A 26,121-nucleotide genomic window follows, 5' to 3' on the forward strand; every position below is an offset into this window, starting at 1 on the left:
TTGTTTTTTAATCTTGTGCGAGGTTTTTAGGCCAGTTCCCTTTGGTGTAAACTTCGTCCATAGCACCAACTTTGATAGTAGGTCCACGAACACCGTCAACAGACATGACCTCTTCTTCTTTAGCGATCAAGTTCTTGTTCTGATCATATAGAACCACCGATTTTTTAACGAAAGCTTCAAACACAGGAATGCCAGATCCTGACAATCTACCTGCATTAAGCTCAAATTTAGCGCCTTCAGGCCCTATATTTTCAGGAAGATTCATCATGGTCTTGTATCTAGTGTCTGCCCCGAATAAGGAATCTTTTACAGGTACAGTACCTAGCGTATCTAAAATCACAATATCTCTAGTAGTTTCAACACCACCAAAACGTTTCGTCAATTCGGCATCGACAACTGTAGAGTCACGGCGCTCAACAATGGTGTAATGTGCAGTATCTACAAAACGTATTAAATTGTCAAAATCGCCATTGAATTCTCCCGTTACTGTTCTGTGTGCGAGCTCGGCATCTCTAATATCCTTTAATTTTTTAATGACCACTTTGTAACGTTCGGTTTTGAGCTCATTAAATTTGATCTCACCATAAACAGAGTCAAAGGTTAGATAGCCCAAATAGATAATCGCTGCCCAAAGCACGATGTGTATGATTGGTTTTATGCCTTTTGGTACAAACCGGTCTATCAACCAAACAATTAATATTGTAAGCAAAATAAGACCTACAACAACAAGAATTACATTTAACATAGTTAGTGTTTTTATTTTTTTATTAAGGAGTTGGACAAATCTACAATTTTTTTTTATTCGTTAAAACATTGCAGCTAAAAATCAAACAATGTTGAAAGATATAAAATTTGTTTCTAATTTAGCAACATTTTTATGTAATGCCCCACATTAAATGGTCTTGGGTATTAATCTTATCTTGCAATTAATTGTAAAACCCCATTTTAATGACCGCATCAGATTTTTATAGATTATTAAAGCGCAAATTCCCTTTTGAGCCTACTTCCAAACAAAATATAGTCCTGGATCAGTTGTCAAAATTTGTATTTGATGATGCTAAAGATGAACTTTATTTGCTTAAGGGTTATGCAGGTACGGGAAAAACAAGTATTGTTGGCACCTTGGTATCGCACTTGTGGGAAGCTAAGAAATCGGCGGTTTTGATGGCGCCTACAGGACGTGCGGCCAAGGTGATTTCGAATTATTCCAAAAAGGAAGCCTTCACCATTCACAAGAAAATTTATTTTCCGAAGAAAAATAAAACCGGAGGTGTGAAATTTGTGATTCAGCCCAATAAGCATCGCAACACCATTTTTATTGTGGATGAGGCTTCGATGATTTCAGACAGTACTTCAGACGGGCAGGATCATGAAAGCACGTCGTTGCTTGACGATCTCATGCAGTACGTCTATTCTGGGCATAACTGTAAATTGCTTTTAATTGGCGATAAGGCTCAGCTGCCACCAGTGAAATCTGATCTTTCTCCGGCCTTGGATGCTCAAATTTTAGAGTTGCACTATAATAAAAGGCTTATCACCGTTGAGTTGGATGAGGTTGTAAGACAAGAATTGGATAGTGGTATCTTAGAGAATGCGACACGTTTAAGAGAGGTGCTGCAAAATGAATTTTTTGAGTCCTTTCAATTCAACATCAAGTCCTTTCCCGATGTGATTCGCTTAATCGATGGTTATGAGATCATGGATGCCATCAACGATTCTTATTCTGAAAATGGCCACGAAGAAACCGCTGTTATCGTGCGCAGTAATAAACGCGCCAATCTATACAATCAAAATATTAGAACCCGAATTCTTTTTAACGAGAACGAGCTGAGTGTTGGCGATTTTTTAATGGTGGTACGAAACAATTATTTCTGGATCAAGCCCACCACAGATGCCGGTTTCATCGCCAACGGAGACATCGTGCAAGTGCTTGAGATGTTCTCAGTCAAGGAATTATACGGATTTAGATTTGCAGAAGTAAAAATACAAATGGTGGATTATCCCAATATGGCACCTTTTGAAACCGTCTTGCTATTAGACACGCTCGAAGCCGAGACACCATCGCTTACTTATGAAGATAGTAACAGGTTGTATCAAGAAGTGCAAAAGGATTACCAAGATGAAACCTCAAATTATAAGAAGTTCTTGAAAACGAAGAACAATCATTTTTTCAATGCCCTGCAAGTGAAATTCGCCTATGCCATTACGTGTCATAAATCACAAGGTGGGCAATGGAACACCATATTTGTCGAGCAGCCCTATCTACCAAATGGCATCGATCGCGATTACGTGAGATGGTTGTACACTGCAATCACAAGAGCCAAGGACAAACTGTATCTTATAGGTTTTAAGGATGATTTCTTTGAGGAATGAGGTTTTTAGTATTCAGTATCCAGTTCTTAGTATTCAGTTGACAATCGTTACTTTTTAGTCTACAGTCTCAGCATTCAAAACTTGCAGATCAAGCTTCAAAACTCATTCCCAATACCTAATACCATATTCAAATGCTTAGGTTTCAATTGCAATACGGGCTTCGCTGCAAAAATTATTTCTAGGCATTTCGTAGTGGTTACTTTTGGGCTTTTTCCAGAGACTACGGAATCATTTGCAACACCCATCCAATAATAGGTCAAAAACAAAAAAGAAATTAACCATGAATCTAGCAAATTGGCTTAAAAGTTCTATTTTTGATTTAAACTCTTATTGATTCAGATGAAGATTATTTCAATGATTCCAGCACGCTATGGTGCATCGCGTTTTCCTGCAAAGCTCATGCAAGATCTTGGAGGTAAAACAGTAATTTTGAGAACTTATGAGGCTACTGTGGCCACAAAACTTTTTGACGAAGTTTATGTGGTAACCGATAGTGACATCATCTTTAATGAGATTGAAACCAATGGCGGTAAGGCCATTATGAGTAAGGAAGAACATCAATCTGGAAGCGATCGCATTGCAGAGGCAGTGGCAGACTTGGATATTGATATCGTTGTGAATGTGCAGGGCGACGAACCGTTTACCGAACGTGAAAGTTTGGAAAAGGTCTTGAAGGTTTTTCAAAATGACCATGAAAATAAGATCGATTTGGCCTCTTTAATGGTGGAGATTCACGACTGGGATGAAATCGCCAATCCCAATACTGTAAAGGTCATTGTTGATCAAGATAACTTTGCGCTTTATTTTTCTAGAAGTCCAATTCCATACCCAAGAGATAGAGAAGCTGGTGCGCGCTACTTTAAACACAAAGGGGTTTACGCCTTCAGAAAACAAGCATTGTTGGATTTTTATAAGCTGCCAATGCGGTTTCTTGAAGCCACGGAAAAGATTGAGTGCATTAGATATTTGGAATATGGAAAACGCATAAAAATGGTAGAGACCCAAGTAGAAGGTGTGGAAATCGATACGCCAGAAGATTTGGAACGCGCCAAAAAACAATGGTCAAAGTAGATACGCGATTCATCGCGTATAACACAAAGGGGTTTACGCCTTCAGAAAACAAGCATTGTTGGATTTTTATAAGCTGCCAATGCGGTTTCTTGAAGCCACGGAAAAGATTGAGTGCATTAGATATTTGGAATATGGAAAACGCATAAAAATGGTAGAGACCCAAGTAGAAGGTGTGGAAATCGATACGCCAGAAGATTTGGAACGCGCCAAAAAACAATGGTCAAAGTAGATACGCGATTCATCGCGTATAACACAACAAAACACGATTCATCGCGTATAACATGACAAAACGCGATTCATCGCGTATAACATGACAAAACGCGATTCATCGCGTATAACATAACAAAACACGATTCATCGCGTATAACATAACAAAACACGATTCATCGCGTATAACAAAACAAAACGCGATTCATCGCGTATAACATAACAAAACGCGATTCATCGCGTATAACACAACAAAACGCGATTCATCGCGTATAACATAACAAAACGCGATTCATCGCGTATAACAAAACAAAACGCGATTCATCGCGTATAACATAACAAAACACGATTCATCGCGTATAACATAACAAAACGCGATTCATCGCGTATAACACAACAAAACACGATTCATCGCGTATAACATAACAAAACGCGATTCATCGCGTATAACACAACAAAACGCGATTCATCGCGTATAACAAAACAAAACCCAGTTCATCGCGCACAACAAAACGCGATTCATCGCGCATAACATCAAATACAAAATCGATCAAACATTAGCATCCATGAAATCCACAATAAACCAGTCCCTTGCCATCAAAAACAGATAAGATTGAAAAGAAAGTACAGTAATATAAAAGTCATCGGTTTCGATGCCGATGATACCCTTTGGGTCAACGAGACTTATTTTAGGGAGGCCGAACTGGAGGTCGCAAAATTGATGGCGCCTTATGAAACCGCCAATACCATAGACCAAGAATTGTTTAGGATGGAAATTAAAAACCTGCCGCTTTATGGTTACGGCATCAAAGGTTTTGTGTTATCCATGATCGAGATGGCTTTGGAGATTTCCAATTACAGTATTTCAAATGAAAGTATTTCGAAAATCCTAGACATTGGCAAGGACATGCTCAATAAACCTGTGGAACTGCTAGAGGGCGTTGAGGACAGCCTCAAGGAACTTTCGCAAACCCACAGACTAATCTTGATCACAAAAGGCGATTTGTTGGATCAAGAACGAAAGCTGGAAAAATCTGGCCTTTTAAAATATTTTCATCATATTGAAGTTTTGAGTGACAAGCAGGAATCCAATTATTCCAGGTTGTTGAAGCATTTGGAGGTAAAGCCCTCTGAATTTCTAATGGTGGGCAATTCTTTAAAATCAGATATATTGCCTTTAGTCAATTTAAAGGCAGAGGCCGTTCACGTTCCGTTTCATACCACCTGGTTACACGAGCAAGTAGATGCCGAGCAAAGCAACGGAAAGGCTTATGCAACCTTAAAAAGTTTGAAAGAACTTAAAAAGTTATTGGAGTAATGCTACATTTCAATGCTTAAACGCATTTACACCAACAATAATTAAAACCCTGAAAATGTGTCAATTCGTGAGCTGTGGATTTGAAGTTTAAATTGGCGCAACTTATTAAATAATTTAAAACAGAACTAAAACACGAATCCAAGTTGAAATGATCTTAGTCCTGTTTGATTGAGAGCTTGTTATTAGGGCAGATTTCCCAAATAATTCCAACATTATCGCAATAGTGCAAGACATATTCAAACTATGTTTTTATTTTTGTTAAAGAATACGATTTCATGACTTATAAAAATTTCCCAATGGTGTCCAGAGTTGTTTTTGGACGAGGCAGTTTTGATCAACTTCAGGATATTTTAGCGCCCAAACGTTTAAACGTGAAAGCGCCATTTATTTTTTTGGTTGATGATGTGTTTAAGGGGGACTCTTGGATCACTTCAAGGATTCCGTTGGCCTATAAGGACCAAATTCTTTACATTTCAGCAAATGAGGAGCCTACAACCGCTCAGGTCGATGAGTTGGTGGACCAAATCATACTCAATCATAATGATGGGCCGTCTGGCATAATTGGTATTGGTGGAGGTTCACTTATGGATTTGGCCAAGGCAGTCTCCATTATGCTCAATAATAAAGGAGGCGCCAAAGACTATCAAGGTTGGGATTTGGTTAAATCAGCAGCGGTTTATCATGTTGGCATCCCTACCATCTCGGGTACGGGAGCAGAAGTGTCTCGCACAACGGTATTGACCGGTCCCGATAAAAAATTGGGCATAAATTCTGATTATACCCCTTTTGATCAAGTGATCCTAGATCCAGAATTGACTAGAGATGTGCCAAGAGACCAATGGTTCTATACGGGGATGGATTGTTACATTCACTGCATTGAATCCCTTAATGGGACCTATCTCAATGCCTTTAGTGAAAGTTATGGCGAAAAGGCTTATGAACTCTGCAAGAATATTTTTGTGGATGACAAACTTAGTGACGAAGAAGCCCAAGACCAGCTCATGATGGCGTCTTGGCACGGGGGGATGAGTATTGCCTACTCACAAGTGGGCGTGGCGCATGCCATGAGCTACGGTTTGTCTTATTTATTGGGTACTAAGCATGGTATTGGCAATTGCATCGTTTTTGATCATTTGGAAGATTATTATCCTGAAGGTGTGCAGCTGTTCAAAAAAATGAAGCAAAAGCACAACATTGTTTTGCCTAAGGGCATTTGTGCCGATCTAAGCGATGAGCAATTTGATGTGATGATCAAAGTGGCATTGAGTCTAGAACCACTCTGGGAAAATGCTATAGGTAAAAATTGGAAAAATGTGATTACTTACGATAAGCTTAAGGCGCTTTATCAAAAAATGTAATATGCGCTGGCTTGCAAAGTTGGTTTACTTTAAACTGTTGGGATGGACAGTCACTGGCAATCTCAATTTCTCAAAAGATACCGTCAAAAAAGCGGTCATCATCGCCCTACCACATACGAGTTGGCACGATTTCTATATAGGTCTCTTACTGCGGAAGGTCACTGGGGTCAAAACAAATTTTGTGGGCAAAAAGGAACTTTTCCATTGGCCTTTTGGCTATTATTTTCGCGCCATAGGCGGTGCGGCACTAGATCGTACCTCAGGTCAAAATAAGGTTGAAGCCATTGCGAAATTATTTGAGAGTAAGGAGGAATTCAGATTAACGCTTGCTCCTGAAGGGACTCGTAAAAAAGTAACCGAGTGGCGAACCGGTTTTTATTACATCGCCAAAGCTGCTAATGTGCCCATCATTATGTTTACATTGGATTTTAAAAACAAAGAAAACCACATTTCCGAACCTTTTCATCCCACTCATGATAGGGCTGCCGATTTCAAGTTCATGAAAGCCTTTTATCAAGGTGTGGAAGGTAAAAAACCTGAGTACACTTAGTATGTTTCGGTTTGTAATTAGATCTTGGCACAAATTTTGAAATACCAAAAGTGTATTTTGGATGCTGAAACATAAAGTAAACCTCGTGTCCCTAAAAAGAAACAGTGCTTCAATATGACCCTATAAAAAGACCATTTTAGATGCTTCTAAAATGGTCTTTTCGTTTGTAATATTGGCCACATTATTAATATGCGTCTTGCGAGCCACAGTTCTCAAAGCTAATCTTAGCGCTGTTTGTTTTCAAAATTAGTCAGTAAAAAATTTGCGCGGTGCTTCAGTTTATTTTTAAAGAATAAGGTTTTACCCAAAATGCGCCCTCTAGCCCCAAAAGCTTGTTTGGACCAATCGTACAAGTCAAATTCATCAATGTGCTCTATGATCTTGCCGTCCTTAAATTTAAATTGGGCTTGGATCACATTGTGTACTTTTTTATTTGTTTTGCTAAAGGTGTAAAAGGATTCCCATAAAACGCTTCCAGTGTTTTGATTAGCTTCCACACTGGAATAGGTCAACTTAAAATCCTTGCTTTCCTGTGATTTACAAAGCATTCGCCACATATTATTGGCACGATTACCATGAAGCACTCCAAAGGCAGGATCCTCAAATACCACATCGGGATGGTAGCATGCCACCATGGCTTCAGCATCCAGTCTTTGAAAGGCTTCATAAAAATTGATCAGCAATTGTTTCATTGGAAAAGGAGTTTTTCTCAAGTTAAGAAAAATTGTACACAATTAATGCTACTTAGTTTTGCTCAAAATTCTTATTAAAGGTCATAAGTTGTTTTTTAAAGGTGCTAATGAATGAATTTGATGCTTCAATAAAACCGAAAACCCAAAAACCCCGTATATAAAGTAGAATAGGTTTTAAAAGCCTTTTTACTTTCTTATTAACGCCCTTTGCGTCGTTAAATTGCTATGAGAAAGAGCGAAGACCATCCTTTGGGATGGTCTTCTGTCTTTATATTTGATTAGTTTTCAATAAGTTGTATTGGCGCTACTGTTGAGAAGCGCAAGGGGCCTAGTACTTAACCCCGCACTAATTTTAGTATTTCTTCTTGACCATTTGCAGCTTGCGTTCCCAAAGGTCTAGATCGGCTTTGTGTTGTTCGATATTGTTCAAAACCTCTTTTACCAATGGATTGGTTTCATCTACGTTTGAGAAAAATTGAAGATTGTTTTCCAATTGATTGATATCTCCTTTGACCTCGTCAATACGTTTTCTTATAAAATTATGTTCGTTATCCAAAAGTCTCGTATCATCGGGCTGGGCAAGATTTTCAAGTTTGTTGTCAAATTTGATCATCTCCAATTTGGATTTATCCATATCCAATTTTCCAAAAAGGGCATCAAGAACCTTATTGAATTTGCCTTCTATATAGCGTTTATTGGAGGGAACAGCACCTATGTTTTTCCAATCCTCAATTTTACTTTTGATCAACGCAATGTCTTTTTTGTGCTCTCCAGAAAGTTCTAAAGTCTTCATGCCGTCTAAAAACTCGTTTTTTTGCTCATAGGCAACCAGCAATTCCTTGTCGGCCTCATTGCGTTGCGAACTAATACGGTCAAAATAATGATTGCAGGCATTCTTAAACTGTTTCCAAACCTTGTCACTGTCTTTTCTTGGGACATGGCCAATTTTTTTCCAATCGGCCTGAATTCTTTTCATCAACGGGGTTGTGGCTGCAAAATCATCACTCTCCTTGTGTTCGTTGGCAATTTTTATGAGTTCCTTTTTCTTTTCAAGGTTCTCATATTGGTCTTTCTTCAGGTTTTTGTAAAATGCATTTTTATCACTGTTAAAGGATCTTACCGTAGTTTTGAACTTATTCCAGATGGCTTCATTTTTAGGCTTTGGCACACGTCCAGAATTAAAAAATTCCGTTCTTAAAGCTTCTATGGCTTTGATCTTTTTTTGCCAGGCCTGATGCGTGTTTGAAGTGTCTTTGACCACGTCTTCAATTTTAAGTATTATGGCTTCCTTACGCTTCAAATTGCCTTCCTTGGCTTTATCCAATTCGGTAAAATAGGCTTGGCGCTTGTCATGTATGGTTTTGGTGGCGTTGCTAAAACGTTCCCAAATAGGGTCACGGTGCGCTTTGGCAACAGGGCCTAAATCTTCTTTCCATAGCTTATGTAAGGCCTGCAGTTCTCTAAAAGCGTGATTGACATCGTTACCTTCGGCTAATTCTTCAGCCTTCTCTATAAGTTTGGTCTTTTGCTCAAGATTGTGTTTGAAGTCCATGTCGCGCAAATCACGATTGAGGTGCATAAAGTCATAAAACACTTCTACTTGATGATGGTAAGAATTCCAAGCGTTATTGTAAACATCACGTGGGATAGGGCCAGCACCGCGCCATTGCTCTTGTAAATCCTTGAATTGTTTATAGGTGGTGTTGATATTCTCTTCAACATTGATGAGCCCTTTGATGTCTTCAATGATTTGAAGTCGGTTTTCCAAGTTGGCCTTTAGATCATTTTCGCGGGCTTTATAATAAGCTTTTAAATTGTTGCGATAGGTTTTGTAGGCGGCATTAAAACGTTTCTTTTCTGCTGTGGAATAATAAAAATCAATCTCATTGCCACCTTCATTTAAAAACGTTTCTTTTTTCTCTTCGAGAAGTTCGTCAAATTTTGAATTGAATTCAGATTTGATCTCGTCAACTTGGGATTTTATGGTTTGTACTTTGCGCTGCTCAACAAGGGTTTCCAACTCTTCGGCTAACTGCGCCATGGTCATCTTTTCATACTCCTTGGTTTCAACGGTATGGCGTTCGCTATTGCCTTCATCCTCGGCATCTTCGGCATTGGACTGGTCGATCTCGTCAACGTGGGCGTCTATCTTTTTGGCTTCTGTAGGGGCTTTCTTATTTTCTTCGGAAGGGGTTTCGCTTTGTTCTTCGGAAGTGTTTTCCGTTTTCGATTCTGAAACTATTGGCTCCTTATGTTCTTCAGTTTCAGGTGCTGCTTCGGAAACATTGTCGCTATGTTTTACTTCTGGTTCAGATACCGCTGCGGAAATGGCTTCCGTTTTTTCTTCGGAAGGGGTTTCGTTTTGTTCTCTGGAAGTGTTTTCCGTTTTCGATTCTGAAACTATGGGCTCCTTATGTTCTTCAGCTTTAGTTGCTGCTTCGGAAACATTGTCGCTATGTTTTACTTCTGGTTCAGATACCGCTGCGGAACTGGCTTCCGTTTTTTCTTCGGAAGGGGTTTCGCTTTGTTCTTCGGAAGTGTTTTCCGTTTTCGATTCTGAAACTATGGGCTCCTTATGTTCATCAGCTTCAGGTGCTGCTTCGGAAACATTGTCGCTATGTTTTACTTCTGGTTCAGATACCGCTTCGGAAATGGCTTCAGCTTTGATTTCTTCTGTTTTCAATGGTTCTTCAGAAGGTTCTGGAACCGATTCTTCTTTTGATTCAGTAGATTCTTCCGAAGCATTTGAATTGCTGGCATCAGCTTCCGATTGGCTTTCAGCATGTTCAGTGGCCGAAGGTATTTCTGCTTCAGGGTCCTTAGGTCGCTCTACCAGTTGGTCTGAAACATCTTTACCCAAAGGATCTTCTGAGGTTGTTTCAGGAGTTTCTTCTGTAGGCTCTGAAACAGGGTTGGTTTCAGTGGTTTTATTTTCTGTGGTAGGATTTTCGTCAGGCGCTTGAGGGTTGACTTTTTCTACTCGTTTTCCATCTGCATTGTGCAGGTTATCATTCTCAGACATTTTATCAATGTTTTCTATTAGATGGCTAAGATACTAATAGGCAACCAATTTACAAAAACCAAGCCTTTTTATTAGCCTTCAAATATTTTGGAGCTGCTTCGAATATCGATAAAATGCATCTACCTAAAGGTTTAGCTTGAAACTTTTAAACTTAGGCTGCCAACCGTAATAAGATGGGTGTGAAAACGCATTACTTTATAAAAGTCTCAATATCAGTCATTCAAAAGATTTGTTGTTTGTCTTAGGTCCCTTTTGTCTTAGGATTGATCTTATTGCCAATTTAAGGGAGGATCGTCTTTTAGGTATTGCAAGGAGGGTAAAACCATGCTTCCAAATGGTTTGATCTGCGGAAGAAACTGCAACTATCGACGCTAAATGAAATTATATTTTAAACCAATGCCCAAATTTCCCAAGCTTTTTCAGCTTGATATTCTAGCATGGCATATCCGTTGCATGTTGTTGCACCTTGTGCTTTCCCCAAGCGTAAAAATTCGGTTTCTGAAGGATTGTAGATCAAATCAAACAATAAATGCTCAGCGTTGAGCGCCTGATATGGAATATCGGGACAGGCTTCGATTTTTGGAAACGTACCAATTGGAGTGCAATTGATTATGATTTGATAGCGTTCAATAATGAGGTCGTCAAGTTGATCGTAGGTGTAAGCGACGCCTTGTTTTTTTGTGCGAGACACATAATCAAATGCGATGTGCATGGTTTTAAGGGCGTGTGCAATCGCTTTTGATGCGCCACCAGTGCCTAGAATCAAGGCGTTTTTGTGATGTGGTTTCAGTAAAGGCGAAATGGCAGTTTTGAAGCCATGATAATCGGTATTGTAGCCTTTTAGATGTCCATTTTCAGAAATGCTTATGGTGTTGACTGCTCCAATTTTAGTAGCTTCTGCATCGATTTCATCTAAATAGGGCATGACCTGTTCTTTATAGGGGATGGTCACATTCATGGCCACGATATCTGGATTGCTTTTTATAAGCTCTGGAAATTGTGAAATGGATTCCAAATCGAAATTTTCATAGCGAAACGCAAGGTTTTCCGCAGTAAATTTTTTAGTGAAATAACCTCTCGAAAAGGAATATTCAATGTTTTTTCCCAACAATCCCAATCTACGCATTTGTTCGTGTTTTTTGTCCGTACCATTCCAAAACCAAAACAAGTAGTATCCCAAAAATGATATAGGCGAAGGCTAAATAAGTTTCAGCATTGAGTTCAGGTAAAAAGCGTTCGTAATTTTCTATGATTTTTTTTCCGACGGAATCGTACAATAATCCACCGTCGTCATCGGTTTTAAAGATAGTATTTTTCCATGGCCAAACAACACCCAATGAACCAACGATAAAACCAATTATCGATGCAGTTGTGATGCTTCGATAATATTTCAAAACATAGCTCAACACATGTGAAAACGTGACCAACCCAACCACGGAGCCTAAGGTGAATACGGCCAATACTTTTAGCAGCCTTATGCGTGCTGTATTTTGGATAAAGCTGAAATCGCCAACGATCAATTCGGCAAAGGTATCGTAAAGGGAATTGACTGAATCTACCAAAAGCAAAACGTAATTACCCAATAAAATCAAGATGAAAGATCCTGAAAAGCCAGGTAGAGTCATCCCAGAAACGCTGATGATGCCACAGAAAAACACAAAAATGAGATTGTCATTTTCCTTGGCAGGATTTAAAAAACTGATGCCTATGCCTAAACCAGCGCCAATGATGAGTGAAATGATGCTTTTGTAATGCCAGTCATCAAAGCTTTTGTTGATGTAATAAATGGAGCCTAAGATCATGCCAAAGAACAAGCTCCATACATAGAGTTCATAGTGGCTCAAAAAGTAATCGAGAATTTTGGAGACACTAAAATAACTCACAATCATTCCAAAAAACAAAAGGCCTAGGAACCTCCCATTGATGTAGCGGTAGAAGCTTTTAAAGCGTCCGGCGATCAAGAGTTTGAAGGCTTTTTTATTGACTTGCTTTAGCGAGTAAATGAACTCTTCATAAAAACCAGCGACAAATGCTACCACACCGCCAGAAATGCCTGGCACTTTGTTGGCAGCTCCCATACCAAGACCTTTAATGATCAGGAAAAAACGATCTGTAAATGTTCTGGTGCTTTGTTGCATATCAATCCTGTTTCGTCCCGATTTGTTCTAGTATGAAAATTAAGAGAAAACCAAAAACCATCAACAGGATGGCCCAGAGCAATTGTGGATTCCCGGCATACGAGAATGGAGAAATACTTTCTTCGATAACTGTTTTATAAGTTTCGAAATCATTGGTTTGCTGTTGAAAAATAGAAAGTGTGCCTACATCAGAAACCTCAATGAAATTGGCTACTTCCCCCGTTGTTTCGTTTAAGACCGAGATGGTTTTTTTCCAAGGCCATACTTTGTTCAATGAGCCTATTATAAAACCAGTGAGTAAAGCCAGCGTAGGGTTGTGATAGTTTTTGAACAACCATTTCAACACTTTACTAAAACTAAGCAGGCCAATCACTGCACCAGTCATGAAAATTATAATTTTTTTGAGATCAAAATCATGTAAGGCGTCGCTCAAGGTTTTATAAGCGCCTAAAATCACCAATATGAAGGAGCCCGAAATGCCTGGTAGGATCATGGCACAAATAGCCAAAGCCCCCGCGAAAAAAAGAAAAAACGGATTGCTGTTGGCGCCCATGGAAGGCAAGGTTGTAATGTAATAGGCCGCAATCGCGCCAATAATGAGCAGAAAGACATTCAGCACATTCCATTTTTTGATTTGTTTACCCACAAAATAAATGCTGGCAATGATCAACCCAAAAAAGAAAGACCAAATTAAAACAGGGTGCTGCTCTAATAGGTATTTGGCCAAACGCATAAACAGAACAAAACTTACTGCGATTCCTGAGAGTAGCGCCAATAGGAAATTTCCATTGAGCTGCTGCCAAAATGCCTTGAAACCTTGATTTTTAAGGGTTTTTAAAAGCGAGAAATTGACAGCTCCAATGGTGCCAATCAATTCTTCGTAAATCCCAGAAATGAGTGCGATAGTACCACCCGAAACACCTGGCACCGCATCTGCCGCACCCATGGCAACACCTTTAAGGGACAGCACGATGTAATCTTTTAATTGTCTTTGCATCTAGTTTAGGCTCAATCAGCGGTAAAGGTAACAAAACGCAAAGATAATATAGACAGTCACTTTTTAAATGACGACTATTAATTTAGTGATGCTTTGGTCTTGTTAGATAGCGGAATTTTTTGATTTTGAAATCACTTGTTGCACCGACGGTTTTTGCAGTACTTTAGGAAATAATTCTTCTAGGATATATTTGAAGTCTGGGTTCAACAGGAGCGCGTTTTTCAAATGATAATGGCCTTTACTGCTCTCATGTAAGACAAAGTGAAGTCCCGCCAGACGAAATTCAATTTCGGCTATTTCGGGATAAAACTCTGCCGTTTGGATGAGATTGAGTACAGAGGCTTCATATTCGCCCAAGGCAATGAGTAGATCTGCCCTAGCCAACCAGGTGGACAATTCGTAATTGCCCAGTTCTATAGTGCGTTTGTAACCCTGTTCCGCTTCTTCAATAAAATTGAGACGGTGGTTGATTTGCGCATATAATTTCCAATAGACTACATTCTCACCATCGATATTTATGGCCTTATTGATATAGAAAAGTGCCTTTTGGTAGTTCTTTTTTCGGTTGTAGAATTTAGTGATCGCAATCCATCCTTTATCCAACAAAGGATCTTCATGAACCGTTTTGTAAAACGATTGCACTGCAAGATCATCGTTGCCCAATTTTTCTTGGCAATACCCAATGCGTAAGAGTGCAAAGGAGGTTGGCTCTTCCAATGCCAATGTGATTTTATAGTTCTCAATGGCATCTTTGAACTGTTTCTTCTTTTCCAGTACTTTGCCTTTTTCAAGATAGGCGCCTACAAAGGTATCGTCAGAAATAATTGCAAAATCGAAAGCTGCCAAGGCCTTATCATAATCTTTGATGGCATAATATTGTATACCCAATTGATGCCAGGCAATCTCACAGTAAGGATTTCCATCTAAATAACTGTTCAAAAAGGATATCGCTTCTTCGCCTTCGCCCAAATAGTCGTAGCAATAAATAATGTTGTACAAGGCCGAATAATCTTCGTAGTTTATATCAAGGCATTTTTGAAAATAATGCTTGGCATTTTCAAATTGCTCCAAGAATAGATATTCCATGGCAATGAGCACGTAAAGTTCTGCAACGCCTTCCTCTTCCTTGACCATATCCAAAGCAGTCAACAGTGTGCCTACCGCTTTTTCATGTTGGTCACTTTTTGATAGCAGATTTGCTTTTTGAATATAGATTTCCTCATTGTTTGGCTCGATTTCATAAAGTTGGTTGAGCAGCTGCTCTGCCGCATCAAACTTATTGTCAATGATAAACATTTCTGTTTGGAAGAGACATAGATTGGTAGAGCTTGGATGTTGCTCTAAGCCCATTTTTATGGCTTTCTTAGCTAATGGTATTTTTCCAGATTCGAGATAATGGAAAATGATATTCTCGAATTCTTCAGAATCAAAAAACAGCACATTATTGGTTTTGAGCATCGACTCAAACCGGGCAAGCGAAAGATTATCGTCGTTAGGTTGACTAAACTCCATAAGCAAATACTGTTGTTCGTTAAATTAAATGTACGGTTCTCAATGAGGTTTCAATGATTTTTAGGCGCTATCTTTTCAACAAAGTAATTAACAGGTGTAGGATTTTTGAAAAAATAAATTTTTAAACTCCTGTAAATCAGTATAATTGAAAGGCTTTCGTTTTATATTTCTTCTGCCAAAATCCCATCTAAAATTTGAAGAATGATGTGGCAACCTTTGATGATTTCTTCTTTTGAGATGGTTAAAGGTGGCGTAATGCGAATGGCCTTTGGCTCAAAAAGCAACCAAAACAAAATTAATCCCTCGTCTTGGGCTTTTAAAACTACGGTATTTGTGATTTCCGCGGAAGGCGTAAAAGCTGCGAGCATGAGTCCGCGGCCCCGAATCTCTGTGATCAATGGATGTTTGAGATGGGTTCTAATGAGTTGTTCTTTTTCCAAAGCCTCTGCCATGAGATTACTTTCTGTGATTTCCTTTACAGTGGCTAGTGCAGCAGCAGCAATAACCGGATGGCCACCAAAGGTGGTGATGTGGCCAAGTTTGGGGTGGTCTTGTAGCAATTGCATGTGCGCCTTGCTTGCAGTAAAAGCGCCAATGGGCATGCCACCGCCCAAACCTTTTCCTGTGACCAATATATCTGGCACACAATTGAAATGTTCAAAACCAAATAGTTTTCCCGTGCGACCAAAGCCGGGTTGTATTTCATCCAAGATCAATAATGCACCCACAGCATCACATTGCTCTCTTACTTTTTGTAGGTATCCATTTAGTGGCTCAATAAAACCAGCGCCACCTTGGATGGTTTCCAATACCACCGCAGCGGTTTTGGAGCTGATCTTATTCAAATCTGAAACATCATTGAAATGAATAAAGTTCACATCGGGAATCAATGGTCTAAAGGCGGCTTTACGCGCTTCATAGCCCATGATGCTCATCGCGCCCATGGTGTTGCCGTGATAGGCGTGATGGGCTGAGATGATTTCGCTGCGCCCTGTAACGCGTCTTGCCAATTTGATGGCGCCTTCAATGGCTTCAGTACCTGAATTTGTTAAATAGGTCGATTCCAGTGGGTCGGGAAGGAGTGATGCTAGTAATTTGGATAAGGCCACTGCCGTTTCCTGCACGTATTCGCCATAAACCATGACGTGTAAGTATTTATCCAGTTGCGCTTTTATCGCTGCAATGACTTTAGGGTGTTTATGCCCTAAACTACAGGCAGAAACGCCTGCCACAAAATCGAGATAGGCCTTTTGATTCTCATCATAAATGTAAGAGCCTTCGGCATGCGACACGGTCATGGCTAAAGGATGTGGCGTAGTTTGGGCCTGATATTTGAAAAAATCGTCTTTCATGAATGTTATTTAATTTCCGATCGATTTGGGTTGCGATAGCACGAGCATTGAGAATGGGTTGACCTTGTCTTTCCTAAGTCATGGTAGACAATATACTAATCACCATTTTGTTTGTCGGCGGATTTGTTTTGTTTTGTCGCTCCTGCTTTCTTGGTGGCATCTCGTTTTAAACGAGATTGTTGTGCCTCTTTAGGAATGTTGCGCTCGGCCTTATTGACCTCATCTTTGTCTTTTTTTCTGGCATCGTCAATACGCTCAAAAAGTGCAGTATCAAAAAATTCCTCTTCGGGCACAAAAGCATCGAGACCTTTTATGTTGACAAGTTCCAAAGGCGGGTCATCCTTAAAGAGATCCTCAACACTTTGGGGTTGCTCATCGCCGCGCCAGTCAAAATTTCTAAATTTCCTGGCGTTCTGAGGAAATTTGGATTCCGGATAAATATCGCCATCTATTTGATTGATCAAGGTTATGATCTTATATGGGCCATCAAATTTGAGATTGATGCTTCCCGATTTGGATTTATTGATGCCTACCAACGAATCCTTATCATCCCGTGTGTAAAAAATAACTTCAGAGTTTTTAATGATATCTACATTGTACAGCTCATTATCTGCAAAAAGACCGATGAGTTTCTGGCCTGAAATCTGATTAAATCCTTCACTTAAGGTGTCCTTACTAACCAAAAATGCATTGTCAAATACCTTGAGCGAGTCTAACTGCTCGGTTTTCACGTTGGAAATAAGATGGATGGAGTCGCCAGACATTTGATTGCCCATATTCCAGATCAATGGTTTTCGTTTTACTGAAAACGCATCGCCAGTATTGAATCGTTTGAGATTAATGAGTTGTGTCAAGCCGGTTTTATGATCGGCATGAATGGAATCTGCCTTGCCGCTCATGTCGCTCTTGTACATTTTGGCATTGTAATACGCTCTGGTAATGCGATGCTCTGGTTTACCCGTCACTTTTAAGGTATCGGCATGAATGAAAACTGAATCCTTCTCTTGGATTGTAATGGCCAAGGCGCGTTTGGTAATGAAGACTGAATCTTGTTCTCGAAACACTTCGGCATAATGCCCTGTGATGATGGATTTGTTGATGGTGTCTGTGACCGTGATATTGTTCGTGGCAGAGGCAAAGCTTTTATTGCGATCAAAATACAAACTGTCACCCTCAACGATGCGATTGTCGTAATTGATTCTTGAGTTCTTGATAAAATAGCCAATGTCATTGTTGGTGTCGTAGAAACCGCGTTCGCAATACACCGTGCTCGCTTCTCCAACTATGGTTGAAGGGCCGTACATGTAGGCAAAACCTGTTTCAGAATAGAAATCGAGCTGATTGGTTTTTAAAGTGTATTCAGGATTAATCAAAACCACATCCTTTAAGAAGCGGTATTTGCTATCGGTCATATAATAACGACCAACTTGACTGGTAATGGTTCCTGAGGAATCCCGTACAACCTTGCCTTTGCTATTGTAAAAGGCCTCTTGTTTGGTGCGGTCAAAATAAAGTGTATCTGTAGTCAAGACAGATTGAGGCTCGGTCAAAACCACATTGCCCGCCGCAAAAGCTAGTTGGGTAATACCACTATACTCCACATATTTGGAGGTCATGTTAATGGTGTCGCCTTGGTTCATACGCACATTGCTGAAGGCCTCAATAAAATCCTCATTTTGGTAGTAAATCGCTTTATCACAATACATGTCTATTCCTTCATGAACCACGTGTATTTGGGATTGGTCACTTCTCACAAAAGTGGTAATGTTCTCTCCCAAAAGGCTATCCTTTACCGTGAAACCAGAATATTCTATTCGGATTTTCTTTGGTTCTTGCGCATGCAATTGTACTGCGGAAAAGCAGCAACAAAGGAGTAAAAAGTATTGAATAGTGGTTTTCAAGCGGAATGATTTGAACTCAAAAATAGTTAATCGGACTCTGGCTTGTGCCATCTTAACAGATATTTATCAATTTATCAATTTAGGGATTAGGGATTAGGGATTAGGGATTAGGAGTTAGGTGGTGGGTAGTAGGTAGTAGGTAGTGGGTAGGAGAATGAAAATTCCAAATTCTAAAGCTGAGCCTTGGAATTTGGAATTTTTATTTTTGGAATTTACCTGTTTATGGTTTGCGTACGGTCTGGGCCAACGGAAACAATGGTTATAGGTAGCTCCAGTTCCTTTTCAAGAAAATCGATATAATCGTTCAATTCCTTCGGAAACTGGGACGCCTCTGTCATCTTGGTCAAATCTGCTTTCCAGCCTTTAAATTCGGTGTAGATGGGTGTGACGTTTTCAGCTTCAATATTAAACGGAAAATGTTTGATCTCCTTGCCTTTGTAATGGTAAGCGGTACATACTTTGAGACTCGTGAAGCCAGAAAGCACATCGCCTTTCATCATGCTCAATTGGGTCACACCATTTACCTGGCAGGCATAGCGTAGCGCCACAAGATCCAACCAGCCACAGCGTCTCGCGCGGCCGGTGACCGCACCAAATTCGTGACCTATTCTTGCCATATCTTCGCCAACTTGGTCAAACAATTCGGTTGGGAACGGGCCTGAACCTACTCGCGTAGTATAGGCCTTGAAAATCCCAAAAACCTCTCCAATTTTATTGGGAGGGACACCCAAACCAGTACAAGCACCAGAAGCAGTTGTATTGGATGAGGTTACGAATGGGTAGGTGCCAAAATCAATATCTAAAAGCGAACCTTGCGCACCTTCGGCTAAAATGGATTTTCCGTCTTTGAGCGCTTGGTTGAGGTATTCCTCACTATCAATAAATTGTAATTCTTTGAGACGTTCTACAGCAGCGAAAAATTCTGCTTCCATTTCCGCGAGATTGTATTGGACCTTCACATCGTAAAAAGCGATCATACCCTCGTGCTTGTTTGCCAGGGCGCGGTATTTATCTTTCCAATTATCCAATTCGAGATCGCCTATTCTTATTCCGTTTCTTCCGGTTTTATCCATATACGTTGGACCAATACCTTTGAGGGTGGAGCCGATTTTTGCCTTTCCTTTGGAAGTTTCCGAAGCTGCATCCAACAAGCGATGGGTTGGTAAAATGACATGGGCTTTTCTAGAGATGATCAACTTCGATTTATAATCGAGATTAAATTTATCCAAACCTTCCAATTCCTGTACAAAAACCACTGGGTCTATAACGACACCATTACCAATGACGTTCATGGAATCTTTACGAAAAATCCCTGAAGGAATGGTGCGCAACACGTGCTTGATGCCATCAAATTCAAGAGTATGTCCAGCATTTGGGCCACCTTGAAAGCGTGCAATGATATTGTATTTGGTGGTCAAGACGTCAACAATCTTTCCTTTGCCTTCGTCGCCCCATTGGAGTCCAAGTAGTAAGTCTACTGCCATTTGAATTTAATTTGTGGGTTTATTTTTGGTTCCGTAGAAATAGAGTGAATGGTTGGAAATTGAAATATCAAACACCTCTTCAATGGTTTTTTTGATGGATTGAATTCGCGGATCGCAGAATTCTATCACTTCGCCTGTATCGGTTAAAATGACGTGATCATGCTGCTTATCGAAATAGGATTTCTCATAATGGGCTTGATTCTGGCCAAATTGATGCTTTCTTACCAAGGCGCATTCCATTAAGATCTCAATGGTGTTGTAGAGCGTGGCCCGACTCACACGATAGTTTTTGTTTTTCATCTTGATATAAAGGGATTCTATATCAAAATGCTCTTCACTATCGTAGATCTCTTGAAGTATGGCATATCGCTCTGGCGTTTTACGATGGCCTTTGTCTTCCAAGAACTTGGTAAACACGTTCTTAACTATTTCTTGATTGGTCTGTTCCGTTTTCTTGCTCATAATGTCAACCGCAAATTTACACAAAATTAAACTCTGGTCACCTTGTCGATTCCATTAATTTTTTTCAGGTTGTCCATGAGTTTTTGAAGCATGCTGTTATTGTTGACCACTACGTTAATCTTTCCTCTGAAAATACCACCATCGGTTTCGAAACTGATGCTTTTCATGTTCACGTGCATGTTTGATGAAATGACTTTGGTAATGGTATTGACCAACCCTAGTTTATCTATTCCTGAGAGCTCAATTTTTGTCGCAAACTCTTGTTGTGACGAATCAATCCACTTTGCCTGCATGATGCGATAGGCATAATTGGATTGAAGGCTGAGCGCATTTGGACAATTTTTCTTATGTATTTTAATGCCTTCATTTATGGTCAAAAAACCAAACACTGGATCTCCAGGAATGGGATTGCAACACTCAGATAATTTATAGTCCAATTTTTGTTCGTCTGGTCCAAAAACCAATTGGTCGTAATTGGCAGTGATCTCATCCTTGTCTATGTCTGGGGGTACTGTGGGTTTGCGAATCTTGTTTTTGATATAGCTCATAAACACATTGCTTCGGGAGGCTACGTACTCCTTAAGCATTTTGTTGTCTATGCTGCCAATGCCCACACGATAAAATAAGTCTAAACTGGTTTTGAGTTTGAAGAAATTAACCATCTCGTTGACCGATTTCTCATCGAGAGGCACTTTGAGCTGTTTCAACTTTCTTCTTAAAATTTCCTTGCCATCTTCTGCCAAGTCTTTTTTCTCATCCTTGAGTGACGATTTTATCTTACTTCGCGCTCTTGCAGTTGTGGCATAATCCAGCCAGTTCCGGTTGGGTTTGATGTGCTCTGATGTAAGGATTTCAACTTGGTCGCCACTTTGAAGGACATGACTTAGGGGAGCCAGTTTTCCGTTTACTTTGGCGCCACGGGTTTTCATGCCTATTTCGGTATGGATACTGAAAGCGAAATCTAATGATGTGGCGCCCTTTGGTAAGGACTTCAGTTCGCCTTTTGGTGAGAAGACATAAATTTCCTTGGAGTATAGGTTGAGTTTGAATTGTTCTACAAAATCCACAGCATTGGTTTCATTGCTTTCCAGAGCTTCTTGGAGTTTGTCTATCCAAGTGTCCAGTGCATCCTCGGCATCGCCTTCTTTGTACTTGTAATGTGCAGCATAACCTTTTTCGGCAATTTCATTCATGCGTTCGCTTCGAATCTGCACTTCCACCCATCTGCCTTTCGGTCCCATCACGGTAATATGCAGAGCTTCATAACCAGTTGATTTTGGAGAGGAAATCCAATCGCGCAATCGGGTTGGGTTAGGTGTGAAGTTATCGGTGACTATGGAATAGATTTTCCAAGCGAGGAATTTTTCATTGGCAACATCTGATTTATAAATGATGCGCACCGCAAATTTGTCGTAAACTTCATCAAAATCAACGCCCTGCTTAACGATTTTTCTTCTAATTGAAAAAATGGATTTTGGCCGGCCCTTGATTTCATAATTCAAGCCTTCTTGTTCCAGAGAATCTTCAATGACCTTAGAAAATGCCTTGATGTACAGGTCTTGTTCTTCCTTACTTTCCTGTATTTTTTCAAGAATGTCTTCATACACTTCGGGCTCGGTGTATTTGAGGCCTAAATCTTCCAATTCGGTCTTGATGTTGTAGAGCCCGATTCTATGTGCTAAAGGCGCGTAAATATATAAGGTTTCTGAAGCGATCTTTTCCTGTTTATCCCGTCGCATCGAATCCATGGTTTGCATGTTATGGAGCCGGTCTGCGATTTTGATGATGATCACGCGCACGTCGTCATTGAGCGTGAGTAGCATTTTTCGAAAATTCTCAGCTTGTGTGGAGACATCGGTATCCTTACTGAGGGAAGAAATTTTAGTAAGTCCATCCACAATACGCGCCACAGTTTCCCCAAATAAGCGCTCTATATCGTCAATGGTAAAATTAGGATTGTCTTCAACCACATCGTGAAGTAGGGCAGCAGCAATACAGGTAGCGTCCAAGCCAATCTCACCGGCCACAATGCGCGCCACAGCTATGGGATGGAATATATATGCTTCGCCAGATTTTCGCCTTTGATCTTTGTGGGCATCCAAAGCCACCTCAAAAGCATGCCGAATGAGTTTTTTATCATCAGCTGTCAAGGTCTGGTAGCTTACCTTGAGCAGCTGCTTGTAAGCTTTCGCAATCTTTGCGTTTTCTTTATCTATATCCACTTCTGTCATAAAACTAAAGTACGTATAAGAAATGTCATGTGCAACATGGTATTTTAGGTTTATTTAGAGATGCTTTCAAAACAATGCGTGTAAAATAACACTGCAATCTCAAAAGACGTCGAGGCTGCTATATGCAAATATTAAGATTAGGTTGGGATTTATTGGTATGCACTAATTTTGACTTGGCTACTGTTACCACTAGTGCTTCGTTCAAATGTAATAGGGAAAGCGCGATGGAAAGCAAAATAAAAAAAATTGCGGAGAATGATTTTATTTCAAGATTTGAAAGCGACCATTACTTTTTGAGATTCAAAGCCCGCTGTAATAAGGTGGGGTGGGAGTAATGCATAAACACATAGGCAGGATGCGGCGTTAAATTGCTCAAACTGTTTTTGGAGAGCTTTTTTAGTGAGGAAAGCAAAGGTTCAGCCCGATAGGTGTTTTTGGCATAATCATCGGCTTGGTACTCGAATTTTCTAGAAAGATGGTTCATCATCAACCCCGTTAATTCTGAAATAGGAGCATAAAGAAGTCCGAAGGCAATCAATCCTACATGGAAACTGGGGATTTCCACACCAAGCGCGTTGGATAGCAAGGGATTTGAAATGAAAATAGACAAGATATACAAGGTCAAACCGGTTAGAAGCAGAGAAGCGGCTAAGTTGAAGATGATGTGCTTTTTTTTGTAATGCCCAACTTCATGTGCCAAGACCGCGACAATTTCTTCCTCATCAAGGTCGTTGACCAAAGTATCATAAAGCGTGACCCGTTTCTCTGAGCCAAACCCTGAAAAATAGGCGTTGGCCTTGGTGCTGCGTTTGGAGCCATCGATCACGAAAATCTTATCCAATTGAAAACCTACAGATTTTGCGTATTCGGAGATTTTATCCCGCAAGCTCCCGTCTTCCAAAGGCTTTTGCTTGTTGAATAGGGGCACAATCAATCGCGAATAGAATAGATTCGTAAACACGGTAAAAACAGTCACGAATCCCCAAGTGTATAACCAAAATTGGTCTTGAGTGACTTGATAAAACCAAACGATCAAAGCCAAAATGCCACCGCCAATAATTACTGTCATGAGTAAGCCTTTGATTTTATCCAGGATAAAGGTGTTCACTGTGGTTTTGTTGAAGCCGAATTTTTCTTCAATGACAAAAGTTTTATAAACCGAAAACGGTGTGGCAATAATATCGCTACCAATCATAATTATGCCGAAGAAAATCAAGGCAATGAGGATTGGGTTAGCGCTGAAGCTTCTGGCTATGTTGTCAACATACTCAAAACCATCAAGCAGCAAAAAGCCCAAAGTGAGCAAAAGAGAAAATAGGGAACTCAGGATCCCGAACTTATAATTGGTTTTTTTATAGGCTTGGGATTTTTTATAGGCCTCTGCATCGTAAACATCTTCGAGTTCCTTTGGGATGGGATCATTGTATTGTTTGGCATTGAGGGCGTCCAGAACCTTATCAATGATAAAATTTAAGATGATGATGCCTATGATGATGTAGAATAGGGTTTGTGCGTTCATGTGTGGTAAAATTCAAAATTCAATGTCCAAAGTCTAAATGATACTTCGGAAGTTATTTTTTTATCATTTAAAAAATTCAGGTGCTCCTGGTTTATGCGTAATGACGGTTTATTTGAAATTCCGTTGTCGTTTTGCCTCAAAAACAAGGATGCCTGCAGCAACCGAAACATTCATGCTGTCGATTTGGCCTTGCATTGGGATGATGATATTTTGGGTGGCAGCTTCTCGCCAAGCGTCACTGAGCCCTTCCGCTTCCGTGCCAACAACAATGGCCGTGGCTTGGGTAAAATCCTGCTGGTGGTAATTTACAGCATCCTGCAGGGCGGCACAATAGATGTTGATCTTGGCAGATTTCAAAAAAGCAATGATGTCTTCGCTTGTGCCTGAGGCGAGGGTATTGGTAAACACACAACCCACGCTGGACCGTATGATATTAGGGTTGTAAAGGTCACTTTTTGGATTGGCAATAATCACGGCATCCACATTTGCAGCGTCGGCAGTTCGTAATAAGGCGCCAATATTCCCGGGTTTTTCGGGAGCTTCCGCCACTAAAATCAATGGGTTTTTTGAGCTCAAATGCAAATCTGAAATCGTATGGCGTTTGGCTTTTGCCACTGCGATAATGCCTTCCGTAGTTTGGCGATAGGCTAATTTTTGAAAGACCTCTTTGCTGATTTCAATATGCTTGAGTTGTGAAATTTTAAAGTCGTTGAGTTGGGTCTCAGAGCACAGCTCAGGGTAAAATAAAAGGGTCTCGATCTCGTAGTTGCCCTTGATGGCCAGTGATAATTCACGCTGTCCTTCAATGAGGAATAAACCACTTTTTTTGCGTTCCCGAGATTTTTCCTTTAAAACAACTAAGTGTTTTATGAACTGGTTTTGTGAACTGCTTATCGTCTTGTGCGCCATTTACTTTAATTGAGATTGCAAATGTAATATTTAGACTTTAAAAGGATAATGGATGTTTACCCTAGTTTATATTTTTAAAAAACGGCTTTATGATTCATCAATTGCTCATTTAAACGTTTTGCTTATCAAATAACTAAGACATACCATTTATGAATTTTAAGGGCTCTAGTTTCATCTAGCGTTGATGCTCTAAATCTAATTTAAAATTCAGATATTTTGAGCTGTCTCAATTCTCGAAAATTCAATTATTCCATTTAGATTCGAAGGTCAGGGCAAAATTAATTGCATTTTCGGCATCATGTTCTTGCCCCTCCCTAAAGGGCGGCATGATGCCGAAAATTGCAGTGCTCAATTATAAAACCTGTGTTAAATCAAAGCCATTTCAATCAAAATCGGCTTTCCTGTTATACAGTCAATATCTTGACTCAATTTTACTGCAAAGCCTGTTTTCACACCGCATCACTGCCTTCATCAAAAACGTCGACTATGGCATCTTTTTGCACTAAAGTGACCGCTTTTTGTAACATCAGGTTGTTGGGATAGGTCACGAGATCGCCATTGTTCTCGCGCAAATGCAGTTGAAAGGCTTGAATGTCTTCAATAATCCCTTCAATGGGAAAATCCTTATCGTGAATTCTAATCTTGTCGCCCACCTTATACGGAAACGAAAAAAACATGATGATCCCTGAAGTCACATTGCTCAAAATGGACCAAATGGCAAACAAACCAATCCCGATGACTGCAAAAATAGAAGAGAAGATAACCGAAAGCTCTTTCAAGGCCACCCCAAACACAATGGCTTCTATAAGTATGGCCAATAAAAATAAAGTGACCGAAACATAACGGCAAATCAATTTGATTCGTGCTTCATTGATGTTGTTTTTTTTGCCAATTTTACGTATCACAGCATTGGTAATAAATCTTACCAGCAATAAAAACAGGAGTACAAAACCTGAGATGATAAGTTCTTTCTGTAAGCCTTCATAAAACATAATAAACCTCATTGTAAATTGATCGCTGCAAAG

Annotated in this window: 20 protein-coding genes and 1 pseudogene; 6 read left to right on the top strand and 15 right to left on the bottom strand. The window is 40.0% G+C overall.

All coding sequences use genetic code 11. The annotated features are described in order from the left end of the window. Positions 1 to 7 precede the first annotated feature (7 nt). Positions 8 to 745, bottom strand: coding sequence for a hypothetical protein (locus ESY88_RS01670; protein WP_147085164.1), 738 nt, complete (start codon positions 743 to 745; stop codon positions 8 to 10). A 203-nt stretch (positions 746 to 948) separates the two neighbouring features. Here ESY88_RS01670 and ESY88_RS01675 point away from each other — a divergent pair, with 203 nt between their 5' ends. The 6 genes and pseudogenes from ESY88_RS01675 to ESY88_RS01700 all read left to right on the top strand — a co-directional run bounded on the left by ESY88_RS01675 (position 949) and on the right by ESY88_RS01700 (position 6,877). After that, positions 949 to 2,373 (top strand): ATP-dependent DNA helicase, encoded by a 1,425-nt coding sequence (locus tag ESY88_RS01675; protein ID WP_147085165.1) that lies wholly within the window; start codon positions 949 to 951, stop codon positions 2,371 to 2,373. 339 nt (positions 2,374 to 2,712) lie between these two features. After that, the gene (gene kdsB, locus ESY88_RS01680) at positions 2,713 to 3,444 is read left to right on the top strand and encodes a 3-deoxy-manno-octulosonate cytidylyltransferase (RefSeq protein ID WP_147085166.1); all 732 of its coding nucleotides are present in this window, start codon (positions 2,713 to 2,715) and stop codon (positions 3,442 to 3,444) included. A 22-nt stretch (positions 3,445 to 3,466) separates the two neighbouring features. After that, positions 3,467 to 3,673, top strand: a pseudogene (locus tag ESY88_RS01685) (3-deoxy-manno-octulosonate cytidylyltransferase); the annotation flags it as partial. A 591-nt stretch (positions 3,674 to 4,264) separates the two neighbouring features. Continuing rightward, positions 4,265 to 4,969 (top strand): HAD family hydrolase, encoded by a 705-nt coding sequence (locus tag ESY88_RS01690; RefSeq protein ID WP_147085167.1) that lies wholly within the window; start codon positions 4,265 to 4,267, stop codon positions 4,967 to 4,969. Positions 4,970 to 5,244: 275 nt separating this feature from the next. Then, positions 5,245 to 6,327: an iron-containing alcohol dehydrogenase family protein gene (locus tag ESY88_RS01695; protein WP_223270684.1), complete on the top strand. Its 1,083-nt coding sequence runs from the start codon at positions 5,245 to 5,247 to the stop codon at positions 6,325 to 6,327. 1 nt (position 6,328) lies between these two features. After that, the gene (locus tag ESY88_RS01700; protein ID WP_147085168.1) at positions 6,329 to 6,877 is read left to right on the top strand and encodes a 1-acyl-sn-glycerol-3-phosphate acyltransferase; all 549 of its coding nucleotides are present in this window, start codon (positions 6,329 to 6,331) and stop codon (positions 6,875 to 6,877) included. 224 nt (positions 6,878 to 7,101) lie between these two features. On the opposite strand, the gene ESY88_RS01705 is transcribed toward ESY88_RS01700, so the two are convergent. From ESY88_RS01705 to ESY88_RS01770, 14 genes are all read right to left on the bottom strand, one after another. Next, on the bottom strand, positions 7,102 to 7,569 hold the full coding sequence (locus ESY88_RS01705) for a nuclear transport factor 2 family protein (RefSeq protein WP_147085169.1): 468 nt from the start codon (positions 7,567 to 7,569) through the stop codon (positions 7,102 to 7,104). 352 nt (positions 7,570 to 7,921) lie between these two features. Beyond that, on the bottom strand, positions 7,922 to 10,591 hold the full coding sequence (locus ESY88_RS01710; RefSeq protein ID WP_147085170.1) for a DUF349 domain-containing protein: 2,670 nt from the start codon (positions 10,589 to 10,591) through the stop codon (positions 7,922 to 7,924). A 388-nt stretch (positions 10,592 to 10,979) separates the two neighbouring features. Then, positions 10,980 to 11,717 (bottom strand): shikimate dehydrogenase family protein, encoded by a 738-nt coding sequence (locus ESY88_RS01715; RefSeq protein WP_147085171.1) that lies wholly within the window; start codon positions 11,715 to 11,717, stop codon positions 10,980 to 10,982. Then, positions 11,710 to 12,729, bottom strand: a complete 1,020-nt coding sequence (locus tag ESY88_RS01720; protein WP_147085172.1) for a DUF368 domain-containing protein — start codon at positions 12,727 to 12,729, stop codon at positions 11,710 to 11,712. The genes ESY88_RS01715 and ESY88_RS01720 overlap by 8 nt, the downstream gene beginning before the upstream one ends. 1 nt (position 12,730) lies before the next feature. After that, a complete protein-coding gene (locus tag ESY88_RS01725; RefSeq protein WP_147085173.1) occupies positions 12,731 to 13,726 on the bottom strand; it encodes a DUF368 domain-containing protein in 996 nt (331 codons plus the stop codon). A gap of 102 nt (positions 13,727 to 13,828) precedes the next feature. Continuing rightward, entirely contained in the window at positions 13,829 to 15,238 is a 1,410-nt protein-coding gene (locus tag ESY88_RS01730; RefSeq protein ID WP_147085174.1) for a tetratricopeptide repeat protein, read from the bottom strand. 161 nt (positions 15,239 to 15,399) lie between these two features. Then, complete coding sequence (locus tag ESY88_RS01735; RefSeq protein ID WP_147085175.1) at positions 15,400 to 16,590, bottom strand: aspartate aminotransferase family protein; 1,191 nt, start codon at positions 16,588 to 16,590, stop codon at positions 15,400 to 15,402. Between the two features lie 95 nt (positions 16,591 to 16,685). Then, on the bottom strand, positions 16,686 to 18,491 hold the full coding sequence (locus ESY88_RS01740) for an OstA-like protein (protein WP_223270685.1): 1,806 nt from the start codon (positions 18,489 to 18,491) through the stop codon (positions 16,686 to 16,688). Between the two features lie 212 nt (positions 18,492 to 18,703). Beyond that, on the bottom strand, positions 18,704 to 19,975 hold the full coding sequence (locus tag ESY88_RS01745; protein ID WP_147085177.1) for an adenylosuccinate synthase: 1,272 nt from the start codon (positions 19,973 to 19,975) through the stop codon (positions 18,704 to 18,706). A gap of 6 nt (positions 19,976 to 19,981) precedes the next feature. Beyond that, on the bottom strand, positions 19,982 to 20,437 hold the full coding sequence (locus ESY88_RS01750) for a Fur family transcriptional regulator (protein ID WP_147085178.1): 456 nt from the start codon (positions 20,435 to 20,437) through the stop codon (positions 19,982 to 19,984). 26 nt (positions 20,438 to 20,463) lie between these two features. Next, positions 20,464 to 22,668 (bottom strand): RelA/SpoT family protein, encoded by a 2,205-nt coding sequence (locus ESY88_RS01755; RefSeq protein WP_147085179.1) that lies wholly within the window; start codon positions 22,666 to 22,668, stop codon positions 20,464 to 20,466. Positions 22,669 to 22,954: 286 nt separating this feature from the next. Beyond that, a complete protein-coding gene (locus ESY88_RS01760) occupies positions 22,955 to 24,187 on the bottom strand; it encodes a M48 family metallopeptidase (protein ID WP_147085180.1) in 1,233 nt (410 codons plus the stop codon). 108 nt (positions 24,188 to 24,295) lie between these two features. Beyond that, a complete protein-coding gene (locus ESY88_RS01765; protein WP_147085181.1) occupies positions 24,296 to 25,096 on the bottom strand; it encodes a TrmH family RNA methyltransferase in 801 nt (266 codons plus the stop codon). Positions 25,097 to 25,545: 449 nt separating this feature from the next. After that, a complete protein-coding gene (locus ESY88_RS01770) occupies positions 25,546 to 26,088 on the bottom strand; it encodes a mechanosensitive ion channel domain-containing protein (protein ID WP_223270686.1) in 543 nt (180 codons plus the stop codon). Positions 26,089 to 26,121: the final 33 nt, after the last annotated feature.

This window comes from Subsaximicrobium wynnwilliamsii (genome assembly GCF_007997225.1).
GTDB classification, from domain to species: Bacteria; Bacteroidota; Bacteroidia; order Flavobacteriales; family Flavobacteriaceae; genus Psychroserpens; species Psychroserpens wynnwilliamsii.

Excerpts from the sequence above, each read along its gene's own strand:
- ESY88_RS01750 (WP_147085178.1), bottom strand. The coding sequence starts at position 20,437 with ATGAGCAAGAAAACGGAACAGACCAATCAAGAAATAGTTAAGAACGTG.
- ESY88_RS01700 (WP_147085168.1), top strand. The coding sequence starts at position 6,329 with ATGCGCTGGCTTGCAAAGTTGGTTTACTTTAAACTGTTGGGATGGACA.
- ESY88_RS01755 (WP_147085179.1), bottom strand. The coding sequence starts at position 22,668 with ATGACAGAAGTGGATATAGATAAAGAAAACGCAAAGATTGCGAAAGCT.
- ESY88_RS01760 (WP_147085180.1), bottom strand. The coding sequence starts at position 24,187 with ATGAACGCACAAACCCTATTCTACATCATCATAGGCATCATCATCTTA.
- ESY88_RS01720 (WP_147085172.1), bottom strand. The coding sequence starts at position 12,729 with ATGCAACAAAGCACCAGAACATTTACAGATCGTTTTTTCCTGATCATT.
- ESY88_RS01675 (WP_147085165.1), top strand. The coding sequence starts at position 949 with ATGACCGCATCAGATTTTTATAGATTATTAAAGCGCAAATTCCCTTTT.
- ESY88_RS01695 (WP_223270684.1), top strand. The coding sequence starts at position 5,245 with ATGACTTATAAAAATTTCCCAATGGTGTCCAGAGTTGTTTTTGGACGA.
- ESY88_RS01725 (WP_147085173.1), bottom strand. The coding sequence starts at position 13,726 with ATGCAAAGACAATTAAAAGATTACATCGTGCTGTCCCTTAAAGGTGTT.
- ESY88_RS01710 (WP_147085170.1), bottom strand. The coding sequence starts at position 10,591 with ATGTCTGAGAATGATAACCTGCACAATGCAGATGGAAAACGAGTAGAA.
- ESY88_RS01770 (WP_223270686.1), bottom strand. The coding sequence starts at position 26,088 with ATGTTTTATGAAGGCTTACAGAAAGAACTTATCATCTCAGGTTTTGTA.
- ESY88_RS01735 (WP_147085175.1), bottom strand. The coding sequence starts at position 16,590 with ATGAAAGACGATTTTTTCAAATATCAGGCCCAAACTACGCCACATCCT.
- kdsB (WP_147085166.1), top strand. The coding sequence starts at position 2,713 with ATGAAGATTATTTCAATGATTCCAGCACGCTATGGTGCATCGCGTTTT.
- ESY88_RS01715 (WP_147085171.1), bottom strand. The coding sequence starts at position 11,717 with ATGCGTAGATTGGGATTGTTGGGAAAAAACATTGAATATTCCTTTTCG.
- ESY88_RS01765 (WP_147085181.1), bottom strand. The coding sequence starts at position 25,096 with ATGGCGCACAAGACGATAAGCAGTTCACAAAACCAGTTCATAAAACAC.
- ESY88_RS01730 (WP_147085174.1), bottom strand. The coding sequence starts at position 15,238 with ATGGAGTTTAGTCAACCTAACGACGATAATCTTTCGCTTGCCCGGTTT.
- ESY88_RS01745 (WP_147085177.1), bottom strand. The coding sequence starts at position 19,975 with ATGGCAGTAGACTTACTACTTGGACTCCAATGGGGCGACGAAGGCAAA.
- ESY88_RS01705 (WP_147085169.1), bottom strand. The coding sequence starts at position 7,569 with ATGAAACAATTGCTGATCAATTTTTATGAAGCCTTTCAAAGACTGGAT.
- ESY88_RS01670 (WP_147085164.1), bottom strand. The coding sequence starts at position 745 with ATGTTAAATGTAATTCTTGTTGTTGTAGGTCTTATTTTGCTTACAATA.